The sequence below is a fragment of the Bacillus sp. CCB-MMP212 genome, from assembly GCF_022748145.1.
Lineage (GTDB): Bacteria > Bacillota > Bacilli > Bacillales > Bacillaceae_G > Bacillus_A > Bacillus_A cereus.
This window is the reverse complement of sequence record NZ_JALDQE010000006.1, coordinates 191,556-216,836: the sequence shown is the minus strand read 5'-3', so window position 1 is coordinate 216,836 and position 25,281 is coordinate 191,556. Positions and strand designations below refer to the sequence as shown.

Sequence of the window (25,281 nt, the reverse complement as noted above, 5' to 3'; positions counted from 1 at the left end):
AAAATCAAACATTTCATCTCATCACAGTTTTCTATGGGAATCCAGTGAACAACTTATTTACATAATTTTCGATATTGGAAGTAAATTTAAGTTGTTTTTAAAGTAGGTATACCTAGTAGAAATTGTTGAATTGTGCCCATTTGTTAAAGTTTAATTTTCATTATACTTTTTGTACTGAGTCCAGTGCTTTTTTTAATTCATCTGATTTTTGAGTGCCGATTACTACTGTGTTATATTGCAACTTTAACTCTATACCTTTATTTCCATTCATGTTATAGGCTTTTTCATTCTTAAGGTTAAAACGAATTCCCCATCCTCCAAATCGTTTTATTGGACTGTAAGTAATGCATTCACAATGGTGTATATCTTTGAAAAGGTACTGCTTATATTGAAAATGAAAAGGAACAAAGCGGACATAAAGACCTTTTTCACGGACCTCAATGATCAGTTTCAATACTCCAAGCATTAATACAGGAAAGGCAATCCCGAACAACAACCACATAACAATTAAGACACCATTAGAAGCTGGTTTATCTCCAAACGGGATATCAAGAATAATTTGTTGAATAAATCCATACCACATCAGCATGGAGATCCCTAATATGAGTATCCATACCCAAATTGGGGATCGCTGAACCTCACGAAAGATTACTTGTTCTTGTTGTTTCATTAATGATTATAACCTCCTAAAAGGTTTATTTTTTCTCACTCATTTTAAGCCGTTTTGCACTTCCAAAAAATGCGCTCCCAATTATGAATATAACGGAAGAAAGATACATTGTTATCCCTGAGTATTTATTATCAAAAATTGTGAAATTAAGTAAATTAATGAACATCATCAATATAAGTGCTATGTACAATCCATTAATATATTTCATTTATCCCCCCCTTTACTTTTTTTGAAAACCCCTATGTGATAAATAGTGGTTTCTAAAGGTATTATTCAGAATGCCCTTTTCCCTATTTTACCATTTTATAGAGTTGATATGTTGTTTGTTTTCGGTTGAATATTGTATACACACTCGGTTAACATAACGTCTCATGATCAGTAGCAAGAAAAAAGGATAATCCGTCCTCATAATGGACTAATTATCCTATAAATCTTTATCTAAATTTAATAAAACAAGAACTTCTTTTCCTATGTATATTTACTTCGTTACCTCTCCAAACTGCGCTCTCGTCACTTTCGCCAAGTCATCTACTTTAAGCTCAATTTGTATACCAATTTTCCCGCCGCTTACTATCATCGTTTCAAGTGATTGGGCACTTTCATCAATACATGTAGAAAATAACTTCTTCATTCCGACTGGTGAACAACCACCACGAATATATCCTGACACTTTCGTAATATCTTTCACAGCAATCATTTCAATCTTCTTTTCACTTACTGCTTTTGCGGCAGCTTTTAAATTTAGTTCCTCATCTACCGGAATAATAAACACATGATAATTTTTACTATTCCCTTGAGCGATTAACGTTTTATATACTTCTCTCACTTCTCGTCCAATTTTCTCGGCTACTGATACGCCATCAATTTTCCCATCGTCTGGATCATATGACATCATCGAATATTCAATTTTTTCTTTATCTAATATTCGCATCGCATTTGTTTTATCTTTTTTCATAACGTTCTCCTTAAAAGGTTATTTCATATTATTAAGTTTTATTATACACCCTTTTCCATTTCTCCTACATAACTTCACGTATATTTCAAAACTAAAAATATTGATAATTCAAAAATCATCTGATATAATTTGGAAAAACTTATGTTAAGGAGAGATTTGTAATGCGAAATTTTAATACTTCTTTCCAACTTCATCATCATACGTAACGCCGTGTATCCGAAGAAAAATTTTTCTTCGTGGGTACAGGGCTTTTCCTGTTGACCCACGAAGCGTTCATAAAGCTATGTGGGTATTTTTATACCTGCATAGCTTTTTTTAATTTAAAAAAGGAGTGATTACAATGGAAATGAAAAATGTAAAAGGCACGAAAGACTATTTACCAGAGGAGCAAGTGCTGCGAAATAAAATTAAAAGGGCTTGTGAAGATACGTTTGAACGATACGGATGCAAACCGTTAGAGACACCAACGTTAAATATGTATGAGCTTATGTCTTACAAGTACGGCGGTGGCGATGAAATATTAAAAGAAATATATACGCTAAAGGATCAAGGAAAACGCGACCTTGCCTTACGATACGATTTAACCATTCCATTCGCAAAAGTCGTGGCGATGAATCCGAATATTCGCCTCCCTTTTAAACGTTATGAAATTGGGAAAGTATTTCGAGATGGGCCAATTAAACAAGGGAGATTCCGTGAATTTATACAATGCGACGTTGATATAGTCGGTGTAGAATCCGTCATGGCAGAAGCTGATCTTATGAGCATGGCGTTTGAACTATTCCGAACGTTAAACTTAGAAGTAACGATTCAATATAATAACCGAAAATTATTAAACGGTATTCTCGAGTCCATTAACATCCCTACTGAACTAACGAGTGACGTCATTTTATCATTAGACAAAATCGAAAAGATTGGGATTGATGGTGTACGAAAAGATGTATTAGAGCGCGGAATTTCTGAAGAAATGGCTGATACAATATGTAATACTGTATTATCTTGTCTAAAGCTTACAATTGCTGACTTTAAAGAAGCTTTCAATAACCAACTCGTTGCCGATGGCGTAAACGAATTACAACAATTACAGCAATATTTAATCGCTCTCGGAATAAATGAAAATACGATATTCAATCCGTTTTTAGCAAGAGGACTCACAATGTATACAGGGACTGTATATGAAATCTTCCTAAAAGATGGCTCAATTACATCTAGCATAGGTAGTGGCGGCCGTTACGATAACATTATCGGAGCATTCCGTGGTGATAATATGAACTATCCAACAGTCGGTATTTCATTCGGTTTAGACGTTATTTATACAGCACTATCGCAGAAAGAAACAATCTCATCTACAGCGGATCTATTTATCATCCCACTCGGGACAGAATTACAATGCTTACAAATTGCCCAGCAATTACGTTCTACCACTTCCTTAAAAGTTGAACTTGAACTAGCAGGACGCAAATTAAAACGTGCCCTTAATTATGCCAATAAAGAGAATATCCCTTATGTGCTTATCATTGATGAAGACGAACTTAGTACAGAAACCGTTATGCTGCGAAATATGAAGGAAGGTAGTGAGGTGAAGGTCTCCCTTTCTTCTTTAAGTAGTTATTTATAATACGAACCACCCTCGTTTGGGTGGTTTTTCTATTTTATAGAACAAGAAACAATTAGTTAACATAAAAAGATTATATTCAACTAAAAACCACAAGTATTTAATATCCAATCACCTATTATTTTTGGTAATATACAGATATGGATTGTTTTAGGAGGGTTCACTTTGAAAACTTACATACAAGCACTAAAGTGGATCACAGGAATCTATCATCTTTTATTAATTCCTTGTTATTATTTATTTCCAAGTCTTGTTAACCTAGATGGATTACCTTTACTACTATTGATTGCTTTACATATCACTACTATTTTATTAGCTAAAAAAGCAGGGATGAATACGTACGCTCATTATATAGGTATTATCGTTACTCTAGTTGCCTTCTTTCCTTATATAGAAATCCTTCTACATATTATAGCAGCCATTTTTCTTTTATTAGATGCTGTTTCTATGAATGCAAAAGAAGTGTATGATTCATAGATGGATAAAATGAAACTTTAATCCATAGAGTTTTGAGATAGGTCGGCAAAAAGGATTTACTTTTTAAGTAAACCTTTTTTTCATTTTTAATTACTTTCCTTACTCAAGACTAATAAAAGAATATTCTGTTTAATTTTTATAAATTTCTAAATATTTATAATACATTCGAATTAACATACATTTTAGTTATGTAAAAAATCTAAGTTTTAAGGAGATGAATCCATGCTTAAAAAGTTGGTAGCAGGTGCATTATTAACTGTTTCGTCGTTAACTGGAGGAATGGGATTAGTATCAGCTAGTACCGAAAAAGATTATACGATTTCCTCTTTCGAATATGTAACTGTAGATGAAAAGACTGTTGATTCGTTTAACAAATTGAGTGCTCCATTAAATGAAGACGTAAAAATAACGTTAGTTCTACCGAAACAAAATCAAAATGGTGACTGGTTATCTTATGGATTTTCGAGCAAAGAAAGTTTAGAGGCTTTTATTGAAAAAGATAAACAAAGGTTGAATAATTCAATCACTCCCCTTGGTGTTGGAGGAAGCGGACCTGGTAGTACAGACTTCTATAAACGCACAAATCAAGGTAGCGAGTATTTTTCTCTAAGTAGCGGTTATAAAAACTTGTCTGCTAGTTGGCAAAATCAAATTGTTTCTGTACGTACAGCATCCCCTACCGCTAGCTATTCAACAACACTATGGGAACGTACTTCAACTGAAGGATATGGAAAAGGTGTTGTTTTTAAACATGCTGATTGGTATGGTCAAATTGCAAACTTAAATAACTTTCCAACTTCAGCAGTTGAAGTTAAAAAGTAAAAATATAGAAATAAAAGGTGTTTTCACGTATGGAAACACCTTTTATTTCTACAACTATTTCACATATCTCATCTATACCAATTTCAACTCTTAATTATTATCTTTCTTATTCCTACTCTCCAAAACCTTCTCCATATTATGAGTTGCCCACTCCATCATTAATAAAATCATTGGACGTAGTGATTCACCAAGCTCAGTTAATGAATATTCTACTTTTGGCGGCACTTCACGGTATACTTCGCGATGTATGATGCCATCTGCTTCAAGTTCTCTCAGCTGCAGTGTTAACATTCTTTGTGTGATATTTGGTTTTAATCTTTTTAATTCATTAAACCGCTTTGTACCATCTAATAAATGATACAAAATTACCCCTTTCCATTTCCCTCCAATCACCTCAACCATAGCTTCAACTGGACAAGAATATTTATTTAAAAATGGGTAATTTATATTATTTTCGTTTGGACAATCCATAATAAATCCCTTCCCTTAACATTAGTATCTTTTTTGATACTATACCACATAAATGTGCGTACTTGTATCTATGTTACTTTAAAAATATAATTTACTTACAAAAATAAATTCATGAAAAGAGGAACTTTTATGACAAATACAAAAGAAATTACAAAAGAAAAAATTATGGAGGCTTTTCATTTCAGACATGCATGTAAAGAATTCGATCCTATGCACAAAATTTCAGAAGAGGATTTCAAATTCATTTTAGAAACAGGCAGATTATCTCCTTCTTCTTTTGGATATGAACCTTGGAAATTTATTGTCGTACAAAATAAAGAATTAAGAGAAAAACTACAACCGTATTCATGGGGCGCTGGTGGGCAACTTGCAACAGCTAGTCATTTTATTATTGTTCTTTCAAGAAACATTAAAGATATGCATTATGATGCAGAGTATATTAAATATATGATGAACGATATTATTGGATTGCCTGAAGACACTCAAAAAATTAGATATGAATTCTTCAAAAAGTTCCAGGAAACAGATTTTAACTTATTACAATCCGATCGTGCTGTATTTGATTGGGCATCTAAACAAACTTATATTGCTTTAGGTAATATGATGACGAGTGCAGCTCAAATCGGTATTGATTCTTGTCCAATAGAAGGATTTGATAAAGAGGAAGTAGATTCTTTACTTCGTCAAGAAGGCATTATACAAGGCGATAATCTTGAAGTATCAGTTATGGTTGCCTTTGGTTACCGTAAAGAAGAGCCAAAGCGTGATAAAACAAGACAGACTATGGATACAATTGTTGAATGGATTAAGTAATATAGCACAGACAAATAATGCTCCTAATAGCTGTATACTCATACTAAAGAAGAATCAATTGTTTTCTTACGTATGAATTTGGTTTTTCATGGAAAGATATGTTAGTATGTATACAGTTTGAGTGCTCTATTTTTAGAGTCGAACAGGAGGAGAATGAATATGTCTGATATTGAAGTTGGCGAAGTGTTTACACTTAGTGATGAGAATAATGAGGATCAGGAAGTAGAAGTACTTGGAGCAATGGATGTCGAAGGTGCAGAATATATTGCAGTTGCCTTTGTTGAAGATATCCAAACAGAAACTGAGGAAGACATTGATATTTTCTTTTTAAAAGTAGAAGAAGATAATGAGTTTTCATACATTGAAAATGATGAAGAGTTTGATAAAGTATCTGCTGCTTTTGATAAGATTTTAGATGAACAAGAACAAGAGTAAACACGAGGGGGGATGCATATCCACCCTCTTTTTTTTACTCATCACTCATTCAGTGATTTATGCAGTAACTCCAGTACATCTTTCATCGCAAAAGGTCCATCTTTTTTAACATGCTCCGCAAATTCTGAAACGAGACGTAATGTTCTCACACTTTCGATTGGATGTTCTCCTGATGCACTTTCAGCTGAAAGCATAACTGCATTCGTCCCGTCCAGTACAGCTTGAAACACATCAGTCACCTCTGCCCTTGTTGGAATAGAATGATCTACCATAGATTGAAGCATTTGTGTTGCTGTAATGACATATGTATTCGTTCGATTACATTCCTGAATCATCATTTTCTGTAAAAGCGGAATGAATTGATACGGTAACTCTACTCCTAAATCGCCCCTTGCAATCATAATTCCATCTGCTTCTTTACATATATCTTGAAAATTCTCGATTGCTTCCATCGTTTCTATTTTTGCAATTAAATTAGGTGACGTTTCTTTATACTGTTGTATAAAATCTCGTATTTCTTTTATATGACTAGGTTTTCTTACGAAAGAACATGCGATAAAATCAACATTCTCCTCTAAAAGAAACTGAATATCTTTTTTATCTTTCTCTGTAATAGCTGGTAAACGAACAGCCACATCTGGTAAATTAACTCCTTTATGAGATGAGATATTGCCACCTGTTTTTACCTTCGTTTCTATTTTGTCCGTACTTATCTTTCCAACAATTAATTCAACTTCTCCATCATTAATTAAAATTCTACTGCCTACTTTCACATCATTCGCAATTCCTTCATAATCAACACTCGCTTCTGTATTACTCCCTGTAACTGGTTGTGTATGTAAAATAAAAGAATCTCCTGCCTGAAGTGTAATTTGCCCTCCCTTCACTTCACCTAATCTTATTTTAGGTCCTTGTACATCACCCAAAAATTTAATAGAGTCATCTAATGATTTCACTAAACGAATGATGTCTTTATGACTTTCATGCGTGCCATGCGATAAATTCAGTCGAACAATTTTCATACCATTCTTTATTAACTGTGCTAATGTTTCTTTATTATTACTTGCGGGTCCAATTGTACAAATTCGATCGATTGTCATTTTTGTCACCATCCTTTTTTTAATAAGTTTCCCATATGAACTTAAAAATAATAGAGATTCTGACATGAATAGATTTAAATTTACATGAATTTCATAAAATTAAACCTGTATCCCTTGCTGGCTAAGCATTAGAAGATATATTCGCTTTTTTTGCAAATGAAGACATGTTGAATCGAAAGTAAAAGAAAAGTTAAGTATGGGATAAACCATTGAGAGTTTCGAAATTTTCATATATTGTATGAATTGAGTTCGAACTCAAAAATTTAAAAAGGTGGGAAAATTAGTGAATATGAAAAAATCTTTATCGGTGACAACTTTAGGGTTAGCGGTTTTAGGTTTTGGTTTTACTAATAACGCAAGTGCTTCAGAGGTCAATACTGTAGACAGGCAGCCCGTTTTAGTTGACTTTGATACAATTCAATCAACAAAAACATCTAGTGTTCCTAGTTTGACTGTTGCAGCTGCACCTAAGAATGACTCTAACATTAGCGTATATACTCCCTTTTTTGGTAACCCATATGCAGTTGCTAAATCGAAATCAACTACGACCGAAGACTATGTTTATGCAAAAGCAAGAACTTTCAATGGCGATGGCTCATTAGTAAATACGAAAAGTAATAGTGCAAAAAAATCATCCTTTGTCAGTGCTACAGCGACCAACACAAGCGTTTATTATGGAGATGATTACGCTATCGGTAATCATACCTATAAATTAAGTGGTTATAATGATGTGAATCACGAAACAAAAGCCTTCTGGTAAGAAAGAGAAAAAAGATATGCATCTTGCATATCTTTTTTCTCTAATACTTTACATATATTGAGGTGCTATTTATGAAACAAATATATATTATTATCGGTGTTTTACTCATTTCATTACTTACAATTTATATTTTGTTCAATACTTCAATCATACAACCTCATCCACCTTCTAAAGAAAATAAGAGAGGGCAACAAACCAATACTATTTCTTACGGATTGAAGGATAATCAAGGCCAACATATTAACAACGGTAGTACAATTACTAGTGAGGATAATAAAATTAATGTATCATTATCATTCGTACATACTATTAACGAAAACCGAAAATATGGATTAATTGTTCTAGAAGATTACGAACAAAAACCTTTTAAAATAGAAGATACTACTAATGAAATATCACACTATTTTTTTGATATGAAGCCAAACAGTTCAATGACTACGAAAATCTCTTTACACACTTCTCCTAATGCAAGTGAATTAACCTTTTTAATAATTAAAAAACCTGAATACAAATTAAAAGATAATAACTTAAATAAAGCAGCCATTTTAGAAGATATTCTAAGTATGCGATACTCAATGCGTCTTCCTCAGAAAGAAAGCGAAAAAATAAAACTCTCCCATATAGATCCAGATGCTATTTTAAAAGATGGTCTTTACGAACCATTATTTGTTACGAACCGTGAAGAGAACTTACAAACTGTCTTCTTTGAAAAGGAAGGCAAGCAATTAACCCTATCAAACGGTAATGAAACGAATGATGAAATGACTTACGCAATCGTGGCTTTTAAAGATTGGAAACAAGTTGAAATATTTAACAATAGAAAAGTCGTTTATACTAAAGTTGCACCTGAAACGAGGCAAATCTTTAATTTCATATTGCCTTCAGTGGATCAGGAAAGTAATTTTCAACTCGTCGCTTTTCCATTTCCTTATAAAGTTAGCGAAGAAGATTATATCAGTCAACAAGCATTTAGTTCCTTTCGCATCGTAATTGAAAATGAAAATAAATAAGTTATACTGTGCACAGTATAACAACCAAAAAAGCCTACTGACACGAGTAGGCTTTTGAAACTACGAAAGTTTCGTCAATAACTGATTTAAATCTTTTTTCGTTTTCGTCGTTAAAGATTTCATTTTATTAATATCGATTTTTTCTTTCTCCGCTCCTACAATTAACGGATACATACTTTGACCGATTGTTTTAGAATCCGTCGGATGTGATGCCTCTAGCTCTTTTTCAATTACATCCCACTTTTCATTAATTTGTTTGCCAAGCTTATTCACTGTTTCCAATTTCGGATTAGCAGCTAACTGCTTGTCCAAGCTATCAATTAATGCTACAACTTCTTTAACATTCGTTTTCACAGCAACACTTTTCTTCGGATCTTTCGTTGTCTTTCCGTTATTGTTTGTACTTGTGCTTTGATCTGTTGTTTTCCCACTAGTCGTTTGATCATTCGTTTTTCCTGTCGTCTCTTTTTCTTTTGTTTTTACATTCTCGTTTTGAGTTGACGTTTTGCCATTACTTTCTGTTCCTGATGATTCTTTCGTATTTTTTGCATCCTTATCTGTTTTTTCATTTGAAGAAGTATTTGTTTCTTTTTCAGTATCTTTCGTTGTTTTTGACGCTTCATCTGCACTTGTCGTTTTTGCTTCTCCATCATTTTGCGCAGTTACTTGCTCTTTCTTTTCCGTTTCTTTATCTGCTGAAGGACTACAAGCTGCCATAGTAAGCATTGTACCAATTGTTATCGATGCGATAGCGACCTTTTTCATTTTCATATAAATCCCCCTATGTTTTACATAATTTATCCTCCCCTTTACGATTCGATTCCCCCTTAAAAAATCCCTTTTCATACGAATTATCATCTTTCCGACAGTAATCTTCATAATAATACGTACAAAAACTGATAAACTCATTTTAATATTCGAGTTTCTTCTACTTCATTTTTCTACTCGCAAGTAAAAGAAAAAGAGTATATTGTCACATTAAGAATTACTATCTTCATATGACGATATACTCTTCTATCAAATTTTTATCTTTCTTGACATTTTATTTATACAAAAAAATAAAATTTTCTTTCGTTTTTTGTTTCTCAACATTTGTTAACATAATATTTTTATGAATAACCACCATTCGAGTGAATGACTTGCCCAGTAACCCATTTCGCTTCTTCACTTACTAAAAAAGAAATTAAGCGCGCAGCATCCACCGGTTCTCCTACTTTACCTTGCGGGAACTTCCATACTAAATGATGCTTCAGCTCCTCTGTAATCCATCCTGTATTCGTCGGTCCTGGATCTACAGCATTCACTGTAATCCCCTTCTCCATCGCAACTGGTGCTACTGACTTTGTAAATGCTTCAATTGCCCCTTTCGTTGCTGCATATGCTAGTTCATCTGGCATTGGACCTACTGACTGTCCTGAAGTAAGATTAATAATACTCCCGCCCGTTTTAAGTGAATAATGTTTTATAAACAATGAACTTAATAGCATAGTAGCCCGAACATTAACTGTATAATGTTTATCCAACTGCTCTACATCTAATTCCTCAATTCTCGTATGAGTAGAATATACTGCATTATTAACTAGAATAGATGGATCACCTAACCGTTCTGATACCATATAAAACAAACGATTTGGCGAATAAGACTGCGATAAATTGATTTCTGCCATTTCACATCGTACATCGTAACTTTCAATTTCCTTTTTCAGCAAAAAGGGTTCTTGATCACTCATTCCCCATGGCATCGCTTTATCATACTTTGGCCAGTACGTGAAAAAAATGTCTATCCCCTTTTGAGCAAGCACCTTGCATACAGCTGCACCAATTCCATTCAGACGAGTTGCCCCTGTTACAATTGCTATTTTCTTCACCTTTTTCTCCTCCATCTATACACAGATCCTCTGCATGAATACAGAGGATCTATCTTCTTATTGAATATTTGACAGTATACGTTCAGCACCTAATTTTAACATTTTAATAAAGATATAATTTACAATCGTAAACATTACAAATAAAACGATAAACATAACCCACAGTCCGACATGAAGGAAGAAGTATAATACACTTACTCCCCCCACAATAATTAAAGCTATTAAAATATTAGCTAAAAAATTCCATAAAGTTGTATATCGACTTTTAAATAATTTCTGCTCTGTATCCCAATGAATATCTGCAGTTTGTGCGTCCCAGCGTGTTCCGATTAAATTAATTAACAGTAACCCGTTCGCACTTAGTAAAAACCACAGTATCATGAAGACTGGAGAAATCCCAGCTACAACTGCCATCGTAATACCGAATACTGCTAAAATGATTACATTAATTAACCAAGCAGTGATTGCTTTCGCAAAAAAGATATCCGAAGCCTTTACTGGTAAATAACGATTCACAAACCAAGAGCTTCCATCTCGCGAAAATGACGTTGTTGCAATGACGTTACTACCCATTAAAAATAACGATGCACAAAGACCAACACCAATTGCAAATCCTGTTGTCTTTGGATTGTTAATATACTCTGTAATAAACTTTAAGTTTCCATCTTGCACAAATAAAATAAAGAACAACATAATTGGCATAACGAAAGTTTGTACAATGCAATTTAAGAAAAATTGTGGTGTACGGAATAACGTTTTAAATTCTTTTTTCACATACGCTTTTAAATGCGAACTTTGTACTGTTGATTTCTCTAAACCTTCCGCCGAAATAACTTGTTTCTTTGCTGTACTCGTTGAAAGTCCAATAACCCCTTTTAAATATGTACGCTCTGCTATGTAATAAAACAACACAAAGAAGACAAATGAAATAACTGCAAAGATTATTACATATAAAGGTCCCTTCCAATTTGCATTTTCTACTAATGCCACTGCTCCAAAATATGTAGTTGGAAAATAATTTGTCATTTGTACTAAAAGAGAGGATTGATTATTCGCAAGATAACTCGCAATTGCATCTTCAGAAAACGCACTTTTATTTTTCCACTGCATAAATACGTTAATTCCTACAATAAATAGTATACTTACGATTCCGATAAATATATTGCCTCGATCTTTATTTTTCGCTATATTTGTATATCTCATGATTACTGTCATAAGTAACGAAGCTAATACTAACGGCACAATCGGGAAGAGTAAGTAAATCAAAATCATGTATATGTAATATGTAATAAATGCGCCACTTTTTAACCCGTACGTAATAAAGATTGGTAATAAAATGAATGAACTCATTACGTATTGTGTAATTAATACTGTTAAAAATTTTGCCGAAATAATTTGCGCTGGTTTTAATGGTAATGGTAGTAACATTTCAATGTCATTACTGTAATAAAATACAGTTAAAATGTTCGTAATACTCATTAAAAATACCCATATACTCGCAATCGCAAGTCCCATTGCGATAATCATTCCTGGGTCTTGCCCTAATTGTTTCGTTCCCTCATACATTGCGTGCGTTATAGAACCAAACATTAAAAAGCCAACAAATAAAATAGCTGCAAATGAAAATACATACGCCCATCGCTTCTTCTTATCTGTTATGAAATCTGCATAATTTAATTTCAATAATACTTTCGTTAACGTCCAAATTTTACTCATTGCCCGTCATCTCCAAGAACATTTTTTCAAGTGATTCATTGGATTTAAAATGATCTCTCATTTCATTTAAATTTCCTTTAAACTGCAAATTCCCCTTATTAATAATCGCAACGCGGTCACATATTTTTTCTGCTACTTCTAGTACGTGTGTAGAGAAAAATACAATCTTTCCTTTATCCGCATGTTCTCTCATCATTTCTTTTAAAATATATGCAGATTTCGGATCAAGCCCTGTTAACGGTTCATCTAAAATCCATACATCTGGCTCATGCACGAGCACACCAATAATAACGATTTTTTGTCTCATACCGTGCGAATAACTTTGAATTTGATCAGATAATGCATTATAAAGATCAAACTTCTTCGCTAAAGACTCTATTCGTTCTTGTCTTACTTCTTTCGGCACTTCATACATATCAGCCATAAAGTTTAAATATTCAATTCCTTTTAAACGTAAAAACATATCTGGGCTATCCGGCACATAACCAAACGTCTTCTTCGCTTCCATCGGCTCTTCCATAATATTTTTTCCGTTAATCGTAATAGTCCCTTTGTCCACCCCGTGAATGCCAGTAATCATCTTAATTGTCGTGGATTTACCCGCACCATTCGGTCCTAAAAATCCAAAGATTTCGCCGCTAGGTACAGATAAACTTAAATCTTTTACTGCATAGGTAGACCCATTATAACTTTTTGACACATTCGTAATTTCAATCATTCCATCCAATCCTTTCCTTAATTACCAAATAACTATATTGATATTATAGCATACTTCTATTTTAAGATTTTTACATTTTTCAGTTTATTTAACCTTTAAAATAAATATACACCCCTAATCCAACAACTAAAACGACAGCTAGTATAATATAAATCATTGTTAATCGTTTAATATTCCCCTTTGTCGCTTTGCTATAATTTGCATCACCATTCCGCCCAATTAACACCGTCGCAATGACAGTAATCACTACAAGTAATACAACGATCATGATCCAAGTTAGCATTTCTTCCTCCCCCTCCTTACAACCATTTTACAATATTATCCTCTTTATTTCGCAGCATATTTCCTCTTTTTACTATTATTATGAAGCAAACTGGAAAACTATTATTACCATTCCTATCCAATTGTGATATATTTGTAACATAACGTGACTTATTTCTAACAACGTAAGGAGGACCTATCATGAAAACAACTTGGATAAAATATTTAGGATTTCTCGGTTTCTTCGGTTTCCTCGGATTTTTTTATGAAAAAGGATTGTTTACTATGTTCTGTTTCTTCTCCTTTTTCACATCGTATAGAACAGTTCAACACGATGAACTGTTTGAACAAATTGTCAATAAATCGTGCCGCAATCATTATGTTTATTGAAATGTTATTTCCAAACCCGGCGCTACAAGAAATTGATATCGCTCTTATTTTCGGCACACTCATTCTTACGTTCGGTTTTTCTATGTTCTTTTATGATAAACCTGTTGATGAAATGGAAGATGCACCATGGCGTTCGTAACGAGGATAAAAGAATACCGCGCCAAATTGAACATGACACAAGAAGATTTAGCGAAGCAAGTTGGTGTACGCCGTGAAACAATTAGCCACCTTGAAAAAGGTAAGTATAATCCTTCCTTACAGCTTGCTCACGATATAGCGAAGGCATTACATAGTACGATTGATGAGATTTTTATTTTTGAGGATAAATAAAAAATACCGTCATTCTTTCCAAGAAGAATGACGGTATTTCTCATCGATTATCCATATAAAACCGCATGAAATACGCCTAATAGTAAGTATTGATCCTCCATGTAATCTCCATCATATGCATTCATCTCGATGTAATACATATCTTCCTCAAGACGAATATTCCAATCTGCGATTAAATAGCCTTTTCGTAATAATTTTCCCATTCCAAATGAAGTTTTATGAACAACATATTCTTCTGCCTTATATGTAAAGGTAAATATAAAATTTGCATCCAATAACTTTCCGTCACATACAAGTATTTCATGCTCTGCATCATTATTATCGATGTACGTTACTAAAATCTTTCTTTGGCGCTGCCTACTTACATCCTTTGCAATGACGCGAATATTGTCCTTACTATCCTTTATTTCATAAATGATATTACTACCAATTTTCGGAATGAAGTCCAGCACTCTCATCAACGTATTTTTATAATAACCCCGTACTACGCCTACTTGCTCACTTCCATTATAAAACTCTATCGGCGTCGTATCTGCTTTGCTATCACACGGTCGTTTGTAAGAGAGCTGCATCATTCGCTCTCCTCTTAAGTACTGATCAAACGTCACAGGATATTCTATCACGCGCAGTTCCTTATTTAACTCATATAAATAGCGTTGAACGCTCTCTACTAATGTTGTAGTCGAGATACTCTCCTGAAGTTCAAATTCTTGCCAGCTGGAAGAAACATTCCATTGGTTATGATCCTCTTCATAGAAGAAGCCAAGAATTACCTCTTCACGGTCAGCCGTTTCATATTTCATAGGCACGTTTTGCCCGTGTTGAACTTGTTCCATCCACTGACCTAAATAAATGCCCAGCTCTGCAACCTTCATACATGATTTTTGAAAAAATACTCTGTCACCCATACAAATTGTTAAATCCCCTTCGATAAAACCATTTGTATAAGCAACATACCGTGGCTCATCCTTCTGCGGGAGATTCTTGTCTAACTCAAATAAAAACGTTAACATCCTTTATTCACCTCTAGTTGTTACACTAATCATACATGACATCGCATCACGCTAGGAAACTATTTATATACGCATATTTAATTCACGCATTATAACACGTGAATGACCTTGTATAGTAGCTCTATTTTTTTGTTCTATATCTTAGTATATGAATTTATATGAGCGATTTTTCAAATATATCTATCGCAACTTACAATATATCAACGATTTTTCAAATATATCTATCACAACTTACAATATATCAACGATTTTTTCAATATATCGATTTTTCGACAAATATCAGCATGATTAAAATGAAGCTACCTTTTCTTCCGCCACTTCTACAATTTCTAAAATTTGTAGCAGACTCTCCACTTCATAAGTCGGGTTAACATCTGTCCCGTTTTCTTTCAAACTCGGATTATACCAACACGTATCAATGCCGTAATCTTCTCCGCCTTTCATATCAGAAGTTAGCGAATCTCCGACCATTAGTACACTTGATTTATCCGTAATTCCAAATTTCTCAAATGCATAATCAAAAATCTCACGTGCTGGCTTTTGATGACCAACTTCTTCAGAAATAATAATATGATCAAAGAAATTACTTAAAGGCGAATTTCCGATTCTTGATTGTTGCACCTTCGTATATCCATTTGTAATAATACCTAGCTTGCAATCTTGTAGATTTTCACATAATTGTACTGCGCCTTCTATAAGATGTACTTCTTTCCCTAAATTTTCAAGATATACATCACTAAATTGCTGTGCATCTACGTCTATATTATGAAGTGCAAATAATTGTCTAAATCGATCTACTGCTAATTCACTTAGCGTAATCATTTTATTTTCTAAATCTCTCCATAATCCATTACTAATCTCTTTATAGCTTGCAAGATAATCATTATACCCTGTAGGCATATCAAACTGTACAAACGCATTATGTAATGCGTGTCTTTCCGTTTTTGGGAAATCTAATAATGTATCATCTACGTCGAATAATATAACTTTGTATTTCATGATGTTCTCCTCAATTCCTATTTTAAAAGCTTCGTTCTCATTGCTTATAAATTTTTATATATTTCGTGATGAAGCGCTTTAACCCGCTCTTTATAGAATACACCTTTATCTTTTATTTTCAAATGTGCTATAAATAAGTTTGCTAGCATGACCGCTGTATCTAGTCTATAAAATAAACTAACAATATGAGGAGTAACATTAAAGATACTATCATTCTTATATCCATCTTTAAATTCATCCCAACTAACCTCATTTGTTTCAGCTATTCTCATAAGCTCCAGCAATGGATGACCAATTAAAGCGTTATCCCAATCAACTATTGCTTTAACTTCTCCATTATACCCAATTAAATTGGCTGGTCGAATGTCCATATGTAATAAACATTTTACATGATCTGCTGTACTAAGAATATATTCAATTGTTTTTGTATCCGGAAGATTAATTTTACAGTTTGTGATTGTATTAAACCCTTCTATCCGTTTCACAATTCGTTCTGCTATATACTTACTAATGGGCTCTCTAATATTTTGTTTGTAATACAAACCATCAATTGGCATACTATGAAGCTTGCTCACTAACTCCCCTATTTTGCATGCGGAAATTGGCATATGATCAGCATACACACAATCCGAAATTAAAAAGTCAAGTTCGGTTGAAAGATGCAATCCGTGTATCCTTGGTACTGGAATACCTTTTGAATGACAATACTTAGACAGCTCCGCTTCCTTTTGCAACGAAATCCGACTGTTAAATAAGTCTTCATTTATATTTTCCACTTCCCTTTCCCACGGTACTCGAAATGCTAAAGACCCCTTTTCTGAATCTCCTTGAAAAACAATATTTTGCACTCCCGTTCCAATCACCTTTAAATCTTGAATAGCTAGTTCCTTATACTCTTGACTTAGTATTGTTGCCAGCCTTTCTCTTAACCCCTCTGCTTTTACACGTGTATAAATCATTTTATCCCCCGATTCTTAAGTTCTTTTCATCCATTTTCTCCTCGGTGCACAACATCCTCATTAACAAAATTATAGCAACAATAGTAAAAGGAGGCTAATCCGCTCAGCCTCCTTTTACTTATTAGTCTTCTAGTAATAACTCTTTCATTTCCTCTAACGACTCTTTCGTAAAGCCAAGAGCCCTTTCAGCGTATGCTTCAACTGATCCGTATTGCTTTTGAATTTCACCAATCGCAGCTTGTAAATATTCAGCACGTGCTTCAAACATTGCACCTAATATCGCTCTGCTCTCATCGTTTTGTAATTTCGCACCTAAAAAGGCCATCATTTTTTCATTTAACTTTTCACGGAATCCGTTACTTAATAAGTAATCTTCCATTACTGTTTTTTCCGGTACACCTAGTAAAAGTAATAATAATGCTGATCCAAATCCAGTACGGTCTTTCCCAGCTGTACAATGGTTTACTAACGGTAAGTTTTCCGGGTTTTGCGCTAAGTTTAAGAAGCTCACGAATGCCTCGTTACCACTTACGAAATCTTGATTCATTTTCACAAGATACTCACCTGGTTTTCCTAACATAGAAAGGTCACCAACTTGGAAAAACTCATTTATATTTAAGTCTTTCGCTAAGTCTTGCATAACTGGTAAGCACACTTGACGAGCACCTGTAATCTCAGGATTTGGCTTATGCTTTACCTCAAAGTCTGTACGATAGTCACAAATTAACTTTAAACCAGACTTTTGTAAATAGTCGATATCCCACTCTGTTAGTCCTGCTAATTCTTCAGAACGGTATAATTTGCCCCATTTCACTTTACGTCCATCTGTCGTTTCATATCCACCCATATCACGGAAGTTAAACGCACCTTGTAATGGCAATCTACGCTCAGCTACTGTCACTGCTTGTCCATTACTTCCTACTAGTCTAAAATATGGACGTTCATTTTCACTCGGGTTTTCAATTGTATATGATAATCCTCCATTTACAGTTGCAAGTAGTTCTCCATTTTCTTCAATATGATCTGGTGAAGTACTCCAATAAATACGAACTTCTTCTATATTATTTTCCCACTTTATTTGTAACGTATTATCTTCAATTCTTTCTACAGTTGCTTGTAGCCAATTTCTTTGCTGCTCCATTCTTTCACCAACGCTTTCTCTTATAGTCAAATCTTACTCTATTTTATTATACAAATATCTACTTTGTCGTTCTCATTTTTCTTTTTATCTTACAAACAGGCGAAAAGTTCTTTTACTTGTTCAAAATTTGTACACGGGTTCCCACTAGATGTGTCCCAGGGTATATCTTAAAACTCCCTCACATACCGCTCAGTACAACTCAGCAACTGACATCCGTTCTTTTCAAAAACATCCTTCATCCACTCATTTTGTATATTTGTCTCACCAATATAATAAGATGCACCTATTTCCTTTAAGACAAACATCGCACCTGCAAATAGTGCAGCTTCATATCCCTTGTTACGTATATTTGGAGTAACTGCGAAGTACATAAGTTTCCCTTCTTCTAACGTACCTCTTTCAATATGCGGGATTACAATTCCTATCGGCTCTTCATCGACACTCGCTGTTAAGCAATGTTCTTTCCATTGCTCACCAATTTCTTGTAGCATCATATGCACAAATTGATCATGAGCGACTGGTTCTCCCGTCGCTTCATTCCACAGTGAATAAAAAGCCTCTTCCCCTACTTCTTCAATTAACTTAAAATCAACTTCACTTTCTGCATCTTCTACTTCGTATATATCTTTAAATACAATCATGTTTTCAGTAATATATTCAAATGAATACGTTTCAAAACATTTTTTATACACATCATAATTTGGACTTTTTGAAGAGATTTCAAAATGTAGTTTTTCTAATCCATCTTTTTGAGCTTCAGCAACGCAATATTGCAACATCTCTTCTAATTGCTCTTCTGTAAAAACCTCTGCATTATTTTCTTTTATCATAATAGAAGAAGCACTTCTTCTTATTTTAAAATGTTTTTCTAACTGTTCTATCGTCGTCATATTCTTCCCTCATCTATATCATACTCGAATTTCTAATCGTTCTCCTTGCATGAGCAGGATTGTCCTTGAATATATAGAATACTAGAAAAGATCGCATCTTTAAAGTGCGGAGGAGGTTCTCCATTGGATATTACAGCATTGCAACAACAGTTAGAGCTTATACAACAAAATGACTATACGCAACTGCAACATATAGACGTAAATGAGTTAACTTTGAACATGCTTCAGTATATCGGAACGACTGATAGCTACGTTCGTTACCAACTTATATATAAATGTTTTGCGCATTTCATTCATCATGAATTCCTTATGGACGATCAGCTGAAATTACTTCTGCAAACTTGTTTAAGTGATGAGTATTTATATTGTGACATTTACTCCCCACATACAGATGGGGTTTTCACACGTTCTTACACTGTTTCGTTAATTGCGTTAATACTCCAATTCGCTAATTCGCACTACTTTTGTACAGAGGAGGATATCGAAGAAATAAAAAATAAACTCATTACATACACAAACTTAGAAACGGATTTTCGGGGCTATATCGAAAATAAAGGATGGGCTCATTGTCTTGCTCACATATCTGATGCTTTTACCGAAATTGTTCATAATACGTATACGACCTTTGAGTGGTACGAAGAATTAATTCATTGTTTATTAAATAAAATCTTTATTCCATCTGACCTTTTTCATAATAACGAAGATGAACGCATTGTTACTCCATTACTAGCAATGCTGTATCATGATTTTCCTCAAAACGAGTTAATTTCTATTATTCATAAAAAAATAAAAAGGCTTCCTCAAATTAGAAAACGCCTTTCGCTTAATGAGTATTGTATTTTATGTGCCAACATTAAAACCTTTTTACGCACATTATTTTTCAGAACGAAAGATGATCATAACTTAGCCTTTACAGCACGTAAAACAGAAAGAATGTTAAAAGAACTTCCTAATTACTATTAAAAACAAGGAGTCAAAACATGGGTTATATTGAAGACATGAGAAATTTAGTAGGAAATCATCCACTTATTTTAATAGGTTCGCACGCCATTATAGTAAATGAAAAAGGTGAAGTATTACTGCAGCTCCGTACAGACTTTAACCGCTGGGGCATTATTGGCGGCGCTTTAGAATATAACGAAACATTAGAAGACACTTTAAAGCGAGAAGTATATGAAGAAACTGGACTTATTATTAAAAATCCAGAACTATTCCGTACATACTCAGGGCCAGATTTCTTTCAAATCTATCCAAATGGCGATCAAGTACACGGTGTACTCGTTGTTTATATTTGCCGAGAATTTTATGGGGAGCTTGTATGTGATAAAACTGAGTCAAAAGAATTACGTTTCTTTCCGCTTGATGAGTTACCTAGTACTCTTCATCCAGTCATTGAGAAGATTCTTCGCGATTTTCATCACTCCAATAAAAAATAGAAATCAAACAACCTCATTTCCCGTCATTACAACGTGAAATGAGGTTGTTATCGTTCACCGTAAATCCCTATTTTCCCAAAATGATATTAACGCTCTCTTTTTACAACTTTATATCCCTTTATAAAAAGGATAGTTATATAAGAAACAATAAATGAAAGAATAGTATACATGCCCACCCAAAAGAAAAATGCTGGATCGTGCACTGTAACATTTAACATAAGAAAAATAAGAAATGTTACTATTGGCATCACATAAAATGTACCTACTTTATATGCTCCAGCTATTGAAACAATACAAACAAGCAATGGATATATACAGAAAATAAAAATGATTTCACTCAACATTATGTCCCCCTTTCTGCAGAAATAATAGGTTTCTCGTACACATTTTGGGGAACAGCAAAATTTTACTTTTTATCAATTATTAGTAAATATAATGTTAGATTGTTATCTCAATCTGATTTCCTTCAGGATCACTTACTACACTTTCATAATAACCATCCCCTGTAGTACGCGGCCCGTTTAACACTGAGTATCCTGCTTCTCTTAATGTATTAGTTAATTCGTTCACTTTTTCTTTACTATCTACTGAAAAAGCAATATGCGCATATCCTATTGTTTGTGTTTGTACTTTCTCGTCTATCCCTACCTGCTTCATAAGTTCTAGACGCGCACCGCCTTCAAAAGTTATGAAATAAGATTCAAACTGCTTTTTCGGATTGTGATATAAGCTATTTTCTTCACCACCGAAGTACTGTTTATAAAAATCACGCATTCTTTCTAAATCATTCACCCAAATTGCTACATGTTCAATTTTCATAATCGACACCTTTTCTTTTATGTTATTCAACTGGCAATTGGATGCTTCATTGCCAGTACATTTAATTTTCTTTATTTGTTCTCGTAATCATAAGATCAAGTCCAAGGCTTTTTAACCCATATAAATAATCTTCTTTCCAGTTGCTCACTGTTATTTTCGGAATATGTTCTGCCGGAATGTACTGCGGACAACTTTTTACAATCTGATCTATTACAATTTGGTTCACTTCATCATCACAGAAGATGAATCCATGAGGGTTAATAATAGCTATACATGTAGCTATTAAACGAGTAATAGCATCTATATTATATTCCTCTGGATTATTCGAATCTTCACTTCTCAAAGCTTGCAAGAAATTTTTATTATCGTACTGCGGGACGAAAGATATCTCTCCTGAGAAAAATGTGCTTCCGCGTACGACATCTCCATTTACCATAATCCCCGCACCTGGGCCATTTTGACCTGAATACAAATATACAAGAGAGGAATTTTCATTGTTTCCAGTATTTTTATGATAGCCGAGTACTGCAGCATTCATATCGTTTTCTATTACTACTGGTATAGAAAACAGTTCCTCCAAGTGACTTTTCAAATTAAAATTTTGGAACTTTTCATATCCAGGAATATAGAAAATACGCCCATTATCGACAGCACCAGGAACACCAATTGAGATTGAACTTATCTTTGGAAACGTAGCTATAAGACTTTCTATATGTTCTGTCAATACACTTAGACCCGTATCGATTAATGCACTTGAAGTACTGCCTTGTTCTTTTACTTCCCCTAAACAGTTAAAAATTGTATAGTTCGTCTCATTTTTTTCTAAAAATATCGCTAAACCTAACATATATTCTGGATTATATTCATATCGTTTTGCTCTTCTTCCACCACTTGAATCATCTAAACCGGCTAAAGTGACTTCACCGTCTTGTTTCATTTTTTCTATAAATTTACTTATCGTTGGAAAACTGATTTCTAATGTATTACTAAGTTCAACTTTCGTTGCACTACCTCGCTCTAGAAGAGCTGTACGAATGCCGCGAAGGATCGTCTCTTTAATCGATTTTTGAGTAACAAATTGTTCACTCAAATCGCTCACCACCTTAATCAACATACTTATTAAACACTTTTAATAAGTTGCGTTGACAATATATCATACATCATTTTCTAAAGCAATGAACACTCCCCCACTTAGCAAAGCTTGAAGTGGGGGTTTCTAACGTTTCGACCTAACGGACGATTAACGTCAGGGGAGTTAACACATTAGCGAGCTGTTTCACGCCTAACCCCTCTATCCCATTTGTCCATGCATTTGGGATTACCTTTCGTAAAATGTTAGCCGCAGCATTTACATCTGCATGAATTAAAGTTTTATTTGCTGAACGATATATGCCGCGCTTTATTCGTTTTCCTGAAAAAGTTGTATTTTGGTCATTTTCTCCATACGTTGGAATGAAGTCGTTATCCAGAAAACTTGCTTTCGATGTATATGATTCTTCAGTTACAACAACTTGAATGCCTACAGCATTTGCTTTGTATGTAATCATTTGAATCAGTAAATTATGCGGGATATGACAAAACGATTGGTTATTTCTTTTTCCCATATTCGTTTCTTGTTTCCAACTTTTGTTTTGACCAATAACGATTTTACAAACTTCTTCTTGAGCTAGTTTTACGATATGGTGACTAACTTTATGGAAGACGTCTTTTATTTTCAAGTAACGTTTTTGATGAAGTTTTTCTATCCTTTTAGAAGTAAAAGGTCCTTCATTCGTTTGTTTTCCATTTCTAAGAATGCTTGTAAAATGACTCTTCATTTTGTTGTAATATTGATTTATGCTTTTGATATGTTTGCCCTTAACAAGGACAGGTTTCATACCTGTGTTTGTTACGATGGTTGCAAGGTTATCAATCCCTAAATCAATACTCATATAACGAGCATTCTCTTCAATCATTTGTTGTTCAGAAGGAACATCAATTACCAATTCCACTACATATTCATTGTATTTTGGAATCACACGAACTTGTTTCAGTTTACCTTCAGTGAAACCTAGTTTCCCAATATTTAATTGCAATTTCGTCTTTGGAAACTTTAAAAATCTACCGTTTTTAATGATGCAATCTTGGTTTGTATACAGAATCTCTTTTTCAGAAGAACGAATATACTTTGGAATCCTAGGCGTTCCAGCATATTTGTTTGGATTCTTTTTATAGTCTTTTAAACTAGCAAAAAAAGATTTCCAATTTTGGAACAAACCCTTCATGATTGACTGGCTACATTGCGTAGGCAAAGCTCGATAATCATTTTGAATCATAGCCTTAAATAGTGCATCTAGAAAGTTGTAATCTACATAAGGTTTTTCAAAATTAGGTTCTGAAAACAAATTACATGTAATCTCTTTCTGTTCTTCTTTAGGCTTTAATTTCTCTTTTTCCAATTTCTTCTGATAGGCAAGAAGTTGTGTGTCATTCATCTTATCAATATTTTTATGAATATTATCCAGAACTTCTTTTTGCAAAGGCTGCAACTCTTTTTCTTGTGTTAATCCAGTGTACACCTGGCGTATATAAAAGTTTGTGGTGTTGTACATGTTCTTAGCGTTATGACAACATTCTTGAAAATAAGAATACATACGATGCCCTTTTTTAATCCAAATTTGAAGAGTTTTATAGTTTGACGGATTTTCCTTTGTCATTTTATTCACCTCCTTGTTAAGGATATTATAGCAAAACAGAACGTATGTTTCTATTGTTTTCTTGAAAATAAAATATTTCTTTCGATTCACCTCACCACCTTCACTTACGTTTAGAGGTGGGAGTCCTCTCGAAAGGCATGATAGAAACTTACAGCAAACGAGAAAACCGGCAAAACAAATACGAAAAAGAGCGTTTCAAGAAGTAAGTAATGTCTTCGTACGATTTTCCGTACTATTTTTCTTTATATGAAACATCTTTCACCTTTTCTATACGATACGACATCTGTTTATTCATGCACTCATAAAAAACGATTTCTATAAGTCTATCGTTTTAATAACTTTAGCTGGGTTTCCACCAACAACTACATTATTAGGTACATCTTTTGTCACAACTGCCCCTGAAGCAATTACAACATTATCTCCAATTGAAATACCAGGGTTAATAATAGCGCCTCCGCCAACCCAGACATTGTTACCTATCTTTACCGGTTTTCCATATTCTTTGCCAGAGTTTCGTTCCACCGGATGTAATGGATGAGTAGCAGTATAAATGTGAACACCAGGTGCAAACATACAATTATCACCGATTCGAACTTCACAAACGTCCAAAATCACACAATTGAAATTTGCGAAAAAGCTCTTTCCGACATGAATATTGTAGCCGTAATCACAACGAAAATCAGGATTAATTTGTGCTTTCCCATCAGTTGAAGAACCTAAAAGCTGATTTAATAACGTAAAACGCCTCTCATCTCCTGTCTCCATCGCCTCGTTATAAAGGCGTGTTAAACGTTTTGCCTCCACCCTATCAGCCACCAATTCTTCGTCATCCGCAATATACATTTCTCCTGCCACCATCTTTTCTTTCTCCGTTTTCATACATTCATCTCCTTTTTTATTGAATAGGGCCAACTTAT

The 25,281-nt window shown here is 33.9% G+C and carries 30 protein-coding genes and 1 pseudogene; 11 read left to right on the top strand and 20 right to left on the bottom strand.

From position 1 onward, the window contains the following. Positions 1-160: 160 nt before the first annotated feature. From MRP26_RS18580 to ybaK, 3 genes are all read right to left on the bottom strand, one after another. On the bottom strand, positions 161-670 hold the full coding sequence (locus MRP26_RS18580; protein ID WP_242806548.1) for a DUF6141 family protein: 510 nt from the start codon (positions 668-670) through the stop codon (positions 161-163). A 25-nt stretch (positions 671-695) separates the two neighbouring features. After that, the gene (locus MRP26_RS18575) at positions 696-878 is read right to left on the bottom strand and encodes a hypothetical protein (RefSeq protein ID WP_000875160.1); all 183 of its coding nucleotides are present in this window, start codon (positions 876-878) and stop codon (positions 696-698) included. Between the two features lie 270 nt (positions 879-1,148). Next, a complete protein-coding gene (gene ybaK, locus MRP26_RS18570; RefSeq protein WP_000710852.1) occupies positions 1,149-1,625 on the bottom strand; it encodes a Cys-tRNA(Pro) deacylase in 477 nt (158 codons plus the stop codon). Between the two features lie 340 nt (positions 1,626-1,965). On the opposite strand from ybaK, the gene MRP26_RS18565 reads away from it, so the two are divergent. The 3 genes from MRP26_RS18565 (at position 1,966) to MRP26_RS18555 (ending at position 4,539) form a co-directional block, all read left to right on the top strand. Next, entirely contained in the window at positions 1,966-3,243 is a 1,278-nt protein-coding gene (locus tag MRP26_RS18565) for a histidine--tRNA ligase (RefSeq protein WP_242806546.1), read from the top strand. A gap of 162 nt (positions 3,244-3,405) precedes the next feature. Next, positions 3,406-3,717 carry a hypothetical protein gene (locus MRP26_RS18560; protein WP_000860701.1) on the top strand — a complete coding sequence of 104 codons (312 nt, stop codon included), beginning with the start codon at positions 3,406-3,408 and terminating at the stop codon, positions 3,715-3,717. Between the two features lie 222 nt (positions 3,718-3,939). Then, positions 3,940-4,539 carry a hypothetical protein gene (locus MRP26_RS18555; RefSeq protein WP_000914424.1) on the top strand — a complete coding sequence of 200 codons (600 nt, stop codon included), beginning with the start codon at positions 3,940-3,942 and terminating at the stop codon, positions 4,537-4,539. A 90-nt stretch (positions 4,540-4,629) separates the two neighbouring features. On the opposite strand, the gene MRP26_RS18550 is transcribed toward MRP26_RS18555, so the two are convergent. Continuing rightward, the gene (locus MRP26_RS18550) at positions 4,630-5,010 is read right to left on the bottom strand and encodes a winged helix-turn-helix transcriptional regulator (RefSeq protein WP_000340578.1); all 381 of its coding nucleotides are present in this window, start codon (positions 5,008-5,010) and stop codon (positions 4,630-4,632) included. A 129-nt stretch (positions 5,011-5,139) separates the two neighbouring features. On the opposite strand from MRP26_RS18550, the gene MRP26_RS18545 reads away from it, so the two are divergent. Both MRP26_RS18545 and MRP26_RS18540 read left to right on the top strand, forming a co-directional pair. After that, a complete protein-coding gene (locus tag MRP26_RS18545; RefSeq protein WP_242806544.1) occupies positions 5,140-5,823 on the top strand; it encodes an NAD(P)H-dependent oxidoreductase in 684 nt (227 codons plus the stop codon). Positions 5,824-5,976: 153 nt separating this feature from the next. Further along, positions 5,977-6,258, top strand: coding sequence for a DUF1292 domain-containing protein (locus MRP26_RS18540; protein WP_003271045.1), 282 nt, complete (start codon positions 5,977-5,979; stop codon positions 6,256-6,258). A gap of 41 nt (positions 6,259-6,299) precedes the next feature. Here the strand turns inward: MRP26_RS18540 and MRP26_RS18535 are convergent, their stop codons facing one another. After that, positions 6,300-7,358: a pyruvate kinase gene (locus MRP26_RS18535; RefSeq protein ID WP_000151087.1), complete on the bottom strand. Its 1,059-nt coding sequence runs from the start codon at positions 7,356-7,358 to the stop codon at positions 6,300-6,302. A 283-nt stretch (positions 7,359-7,641) separates the two neighbouring features. Here MRP26_RS18535 and MRP26_RS18530 point away from each other — a divergent pair, with 283 nt between their 5' ends. Both MRP26_RS18530 and MRP26_RS18525 read left to right on the top strand, forming a co-directional pair. Next, positions 7,642-8,118, top strand: a complete 477-nt coding sequence (locus MRP26_RS18530; protein WP_001056364.1) for a hypothetical protein — start codon at positions 7,642-7,644, stop codon at positions 8,116-8,118. Between the two features lie 71 nt (positions 8,119-8,189). After that, on the top strand, positions 8,190-9,128 hold the full coding sequence (locus tag MRP26_RS18525; RefSeq protein ID WP_000810150.1) for a hypothetical protein: 939 nt from the start codon (positions 8,190-8,192) through the stop codon (positions 9,126-9,128). A gap of 60 nt (positions 9,129-9,188) precedes the next feature. On the opposite strand, the gene MRP26_RS18520 is transcribed toward MRP26_RS18525, so the two are convergent. From MRP26_RS18520 to MRP26_RS18500, 5 genes are all read right to left on the bottom strand, one after another. Then, positions 9,189-9,899 (bottom strand): hypothetical protein, encoded by a 711-nt coding sequence (locus MRP26_RS18520; RefSeq protein ID WP_000782542.1) that lies wholly within the window; start codon positions 9,897-9,899, stop codon positions 9,189-9,191. A 338-nt stretch (positions 9,900-10,237) separates the two neighbouring features. Further along, entirely contained in the window at positions 10,238-10,996 is a 759-nt protein-coding gene (locus MRP26_RS18515; protein ID WP_000716965.1) for an SDR family oxidoreductase, read from the bottom strand. A 57-nt stretch (positions 10,997-11,053) separates the two neighbouring features. Continuing rightward, complete coding sequence (locus MRP26_RS18510) at positions 11,054-12,712, bottom strand: putative ABC transporter permease subunit (RefSeq protein ID WP_242806542.1); 1,659 nt, start codon at positions 12,710-12,712, stop codon at positions 11,054-11,056. Next, complete coding sequence (locus MRP26_RS18505) at positions 12,705-13,430, bottom strand: ABC transporter ATP-binding protein (protein WP_000570205.1); 726 nt, start codon at positions 13,428-13,430, stop codon at positions 12,705-12,707. Before MRP26_RS18505 ends, MRP26_RS18510 begins: the two co-directional genes overlap by 8 nt. Before the next feature lie 88 nt (positions 13,431-13,518). Next, the gene (locus MRP26_RS18500; protein ID WP_000958863.1) at positions 13,519-13,713 is read right to left on the bottom strand and encodes a hypothetical protein; all 195 of its coding nucleotides are present in this window, start codon (positions 13,711-13,713) and stop codon (positions 13,519-13,521) included. A gap of 179 nt (positions 13,714-13,892) precedes the next feature. Here MRP26_RS18500 and MRP26_RS18495 point away from each other — a divergent pair. Then, positions 13,893-14,220, top strand: a pseudogene (locus MRP26_RS18495) (DUF3796 domain-containing protein). Continuing rightward, on the top strand, positions 14,208-14,411 hold the full coding sequence (locus MRP26_RS18490) for a helix-turn-helix transcriptional regulator (RefSeq protein WP_000896321.1): 204 nt from the start codon (positions 14,208-14,210) through the stop codon (positions 14,409-14,411). The pseudogene MRP26_RS18495 and the gene MRP26_RS18490 overlap by 13 nt, the downstream one beginning before the upstream one ends. Positions 14,412-14,458: 47 nt before the next feature. Here MRP26_RS18490 and MRP26_RS18485 read toward each other — a convergent pair whose 3' ends face one another. The 5 genes from MRP26_RS18485 to MRP26_RS18465 all read right to left on the bottom strand — a co-directional run bounded on the left by MRP26_RS18485 (position 14,459) and on the right by MRP26_RS18465 (position 19,413). After that, a complete protein-coding gene (locus MRP26_RS18485; RefSeq protein WP_000955109.1) occupies positions 14,459-15,424 on the bottom strand; it encodes a tubby C-terminal domain-like protein in 966 nt (321 codons plus the stop codon). Positions 15,425-15,712: 288 nt separating this feature from the next. Next, positions 15,713-16,423, bottom strand: a complete 711-nt coding sequence (locus MRP26_RS18480) for a YjjG family noncanonical pyrimidine nucleotidase (protein WP_000875943.1) — start codon at positions 16,421-16,423, stop codon at positions 15,713-15,715. Positions 16,424-16,467: 44 nt separating this feature from the next. Further along, the gene (locus MRP26_RS18475) at positions 16,468-17,382 is read right to left on the bottom strand and encodes a phosphotransferase family protein (protein WP_000640703.1); all 915 of its coding nucleotides are present in this window, start codon (positions 17,380-17,382) and stop codon (positions 16,468-16,470) included. A 121-nt stretch (positions 17,383-17,503) separates the two neighbouring features. After that, positions 17,504-18,523 (bottom strand): tyrosine-protein phosphatase, encoded by a 1,020-nt coding sequence (locus MRP26_RS18470; RefSeq protein ID WP_000437806.1) that lies wholly within the window; start codon positions 18,521-18,523, stop codon positions 17,504-17,506. A gap of 167 nt (positions 18,524-18,690) precedes the next feature. Continuing rightward, a complete protein-coding gene (locus MRP26_RS18465) occupies positions 18,691-19,413 on the bottom strand; it encodes a GNAT family N-acetyltransferase (protein WP_000207414.1) in 723 nt (240 codons plus the stop codon). A 123-nt stretch (positions 19,414-19,536) separates the two neighbouring features. Here MRP26_RS18465 and MRP26_RS18460 point away from each other — a divergent pair, with 123 nt between their 5' ends. Further along, positions 19,537-20,376, top strand: coding sequence for a DUF2785 domain-containing protein (locus tag MRP26_RS18460; protein ID WP_000355450.1), 840 nt, complete (start codon positions 19,537-19,539; stop codon positions 20,374-20,376). A 17-nt stretch (positions 20,377-20,393) separates the two neighbouring features. Next, the gene (locus MRP26_RS18455; RefSeq protein WP_242806540.1) at positions 20,394-20,849 is read left to right on the top strand and encodes an NUDIX hydrolase; all 456 of its coding nucleotides are present in this window, start codon (positions 20,394-20,396) and stop codon (positions 20,847-20,849) included. Positions 20,850-20,935: 86 nt separating this feature from the next. Here the strand turns inward: MRP26_RS18455 and MRP26_RS18450 are convergent, their stop codons facing one another. From MRP26_RS18450 to MRP26_RS18430, 5 genes are all read right to left on the bottom strand, one after another. Then, positions 20,936-21,190: a YbeF family protein gene (locus MRP26_RS18450; RefSeq protein WP_001289515.1), complete on the bottom strand. Its 255-nt coding sequence runs from the start codon at positions 21,188-21,190 to the stop codon at positions 20,936-20,938. Between the two features lie 97 nt (positions 21,191-21,287). Then, the gene (locus MRP26_RS18445) at positions 21,288-21,668 is read right to left on the bottom strand and encodes a VOC family protein (RefSeq protein WP_000687573.1); all 381 of its coding nucleotides are present in this window, start codon (positions 21,666-21,668) and stop codon (positions 21,288-21,290) included. A 61-nt stretch (positions 21,669-21,729) separates the two neighbouring features. Continuing rightward, on the bottom strand, positions 21,730-22,758 hold the full coding sequence (locus MRP26_RS18440; RefSeq protein ID WP_000003038.1) for an ROK family transcriptional regulator: 1,029 nt from the start codon (positions 22,756-22,758) through the stop codon (positions 21,730-21,732). 139 nt (positions 22,759-22,897) lie between these two features. After that, positions 22,898-24,364: an RNA-guided endonuclease InsQ/TnpB family protein gene (locus MRP26_RS18435; protein WP_242806538.1), complete on the bottom strand. Its 1,467-nt coding sequence runs from the start codon at positions 24,362-24,364 to the stop codon at positions 22,898-22,900. Between the two features lie 315 nt (positions 24,365-24,679). After that, positions 24,680-25,243, bottom strand: coding sequence for a maltose O-acetyltransferase (locus MRP26_RS18430; protein ID WP_000845630.1), 564 nt, complete (start codon positions 25,241-25,243; stop codon positions 24,680-24,682). Positions 25,244-25,281: the final 38 nt, after the last annotated feature.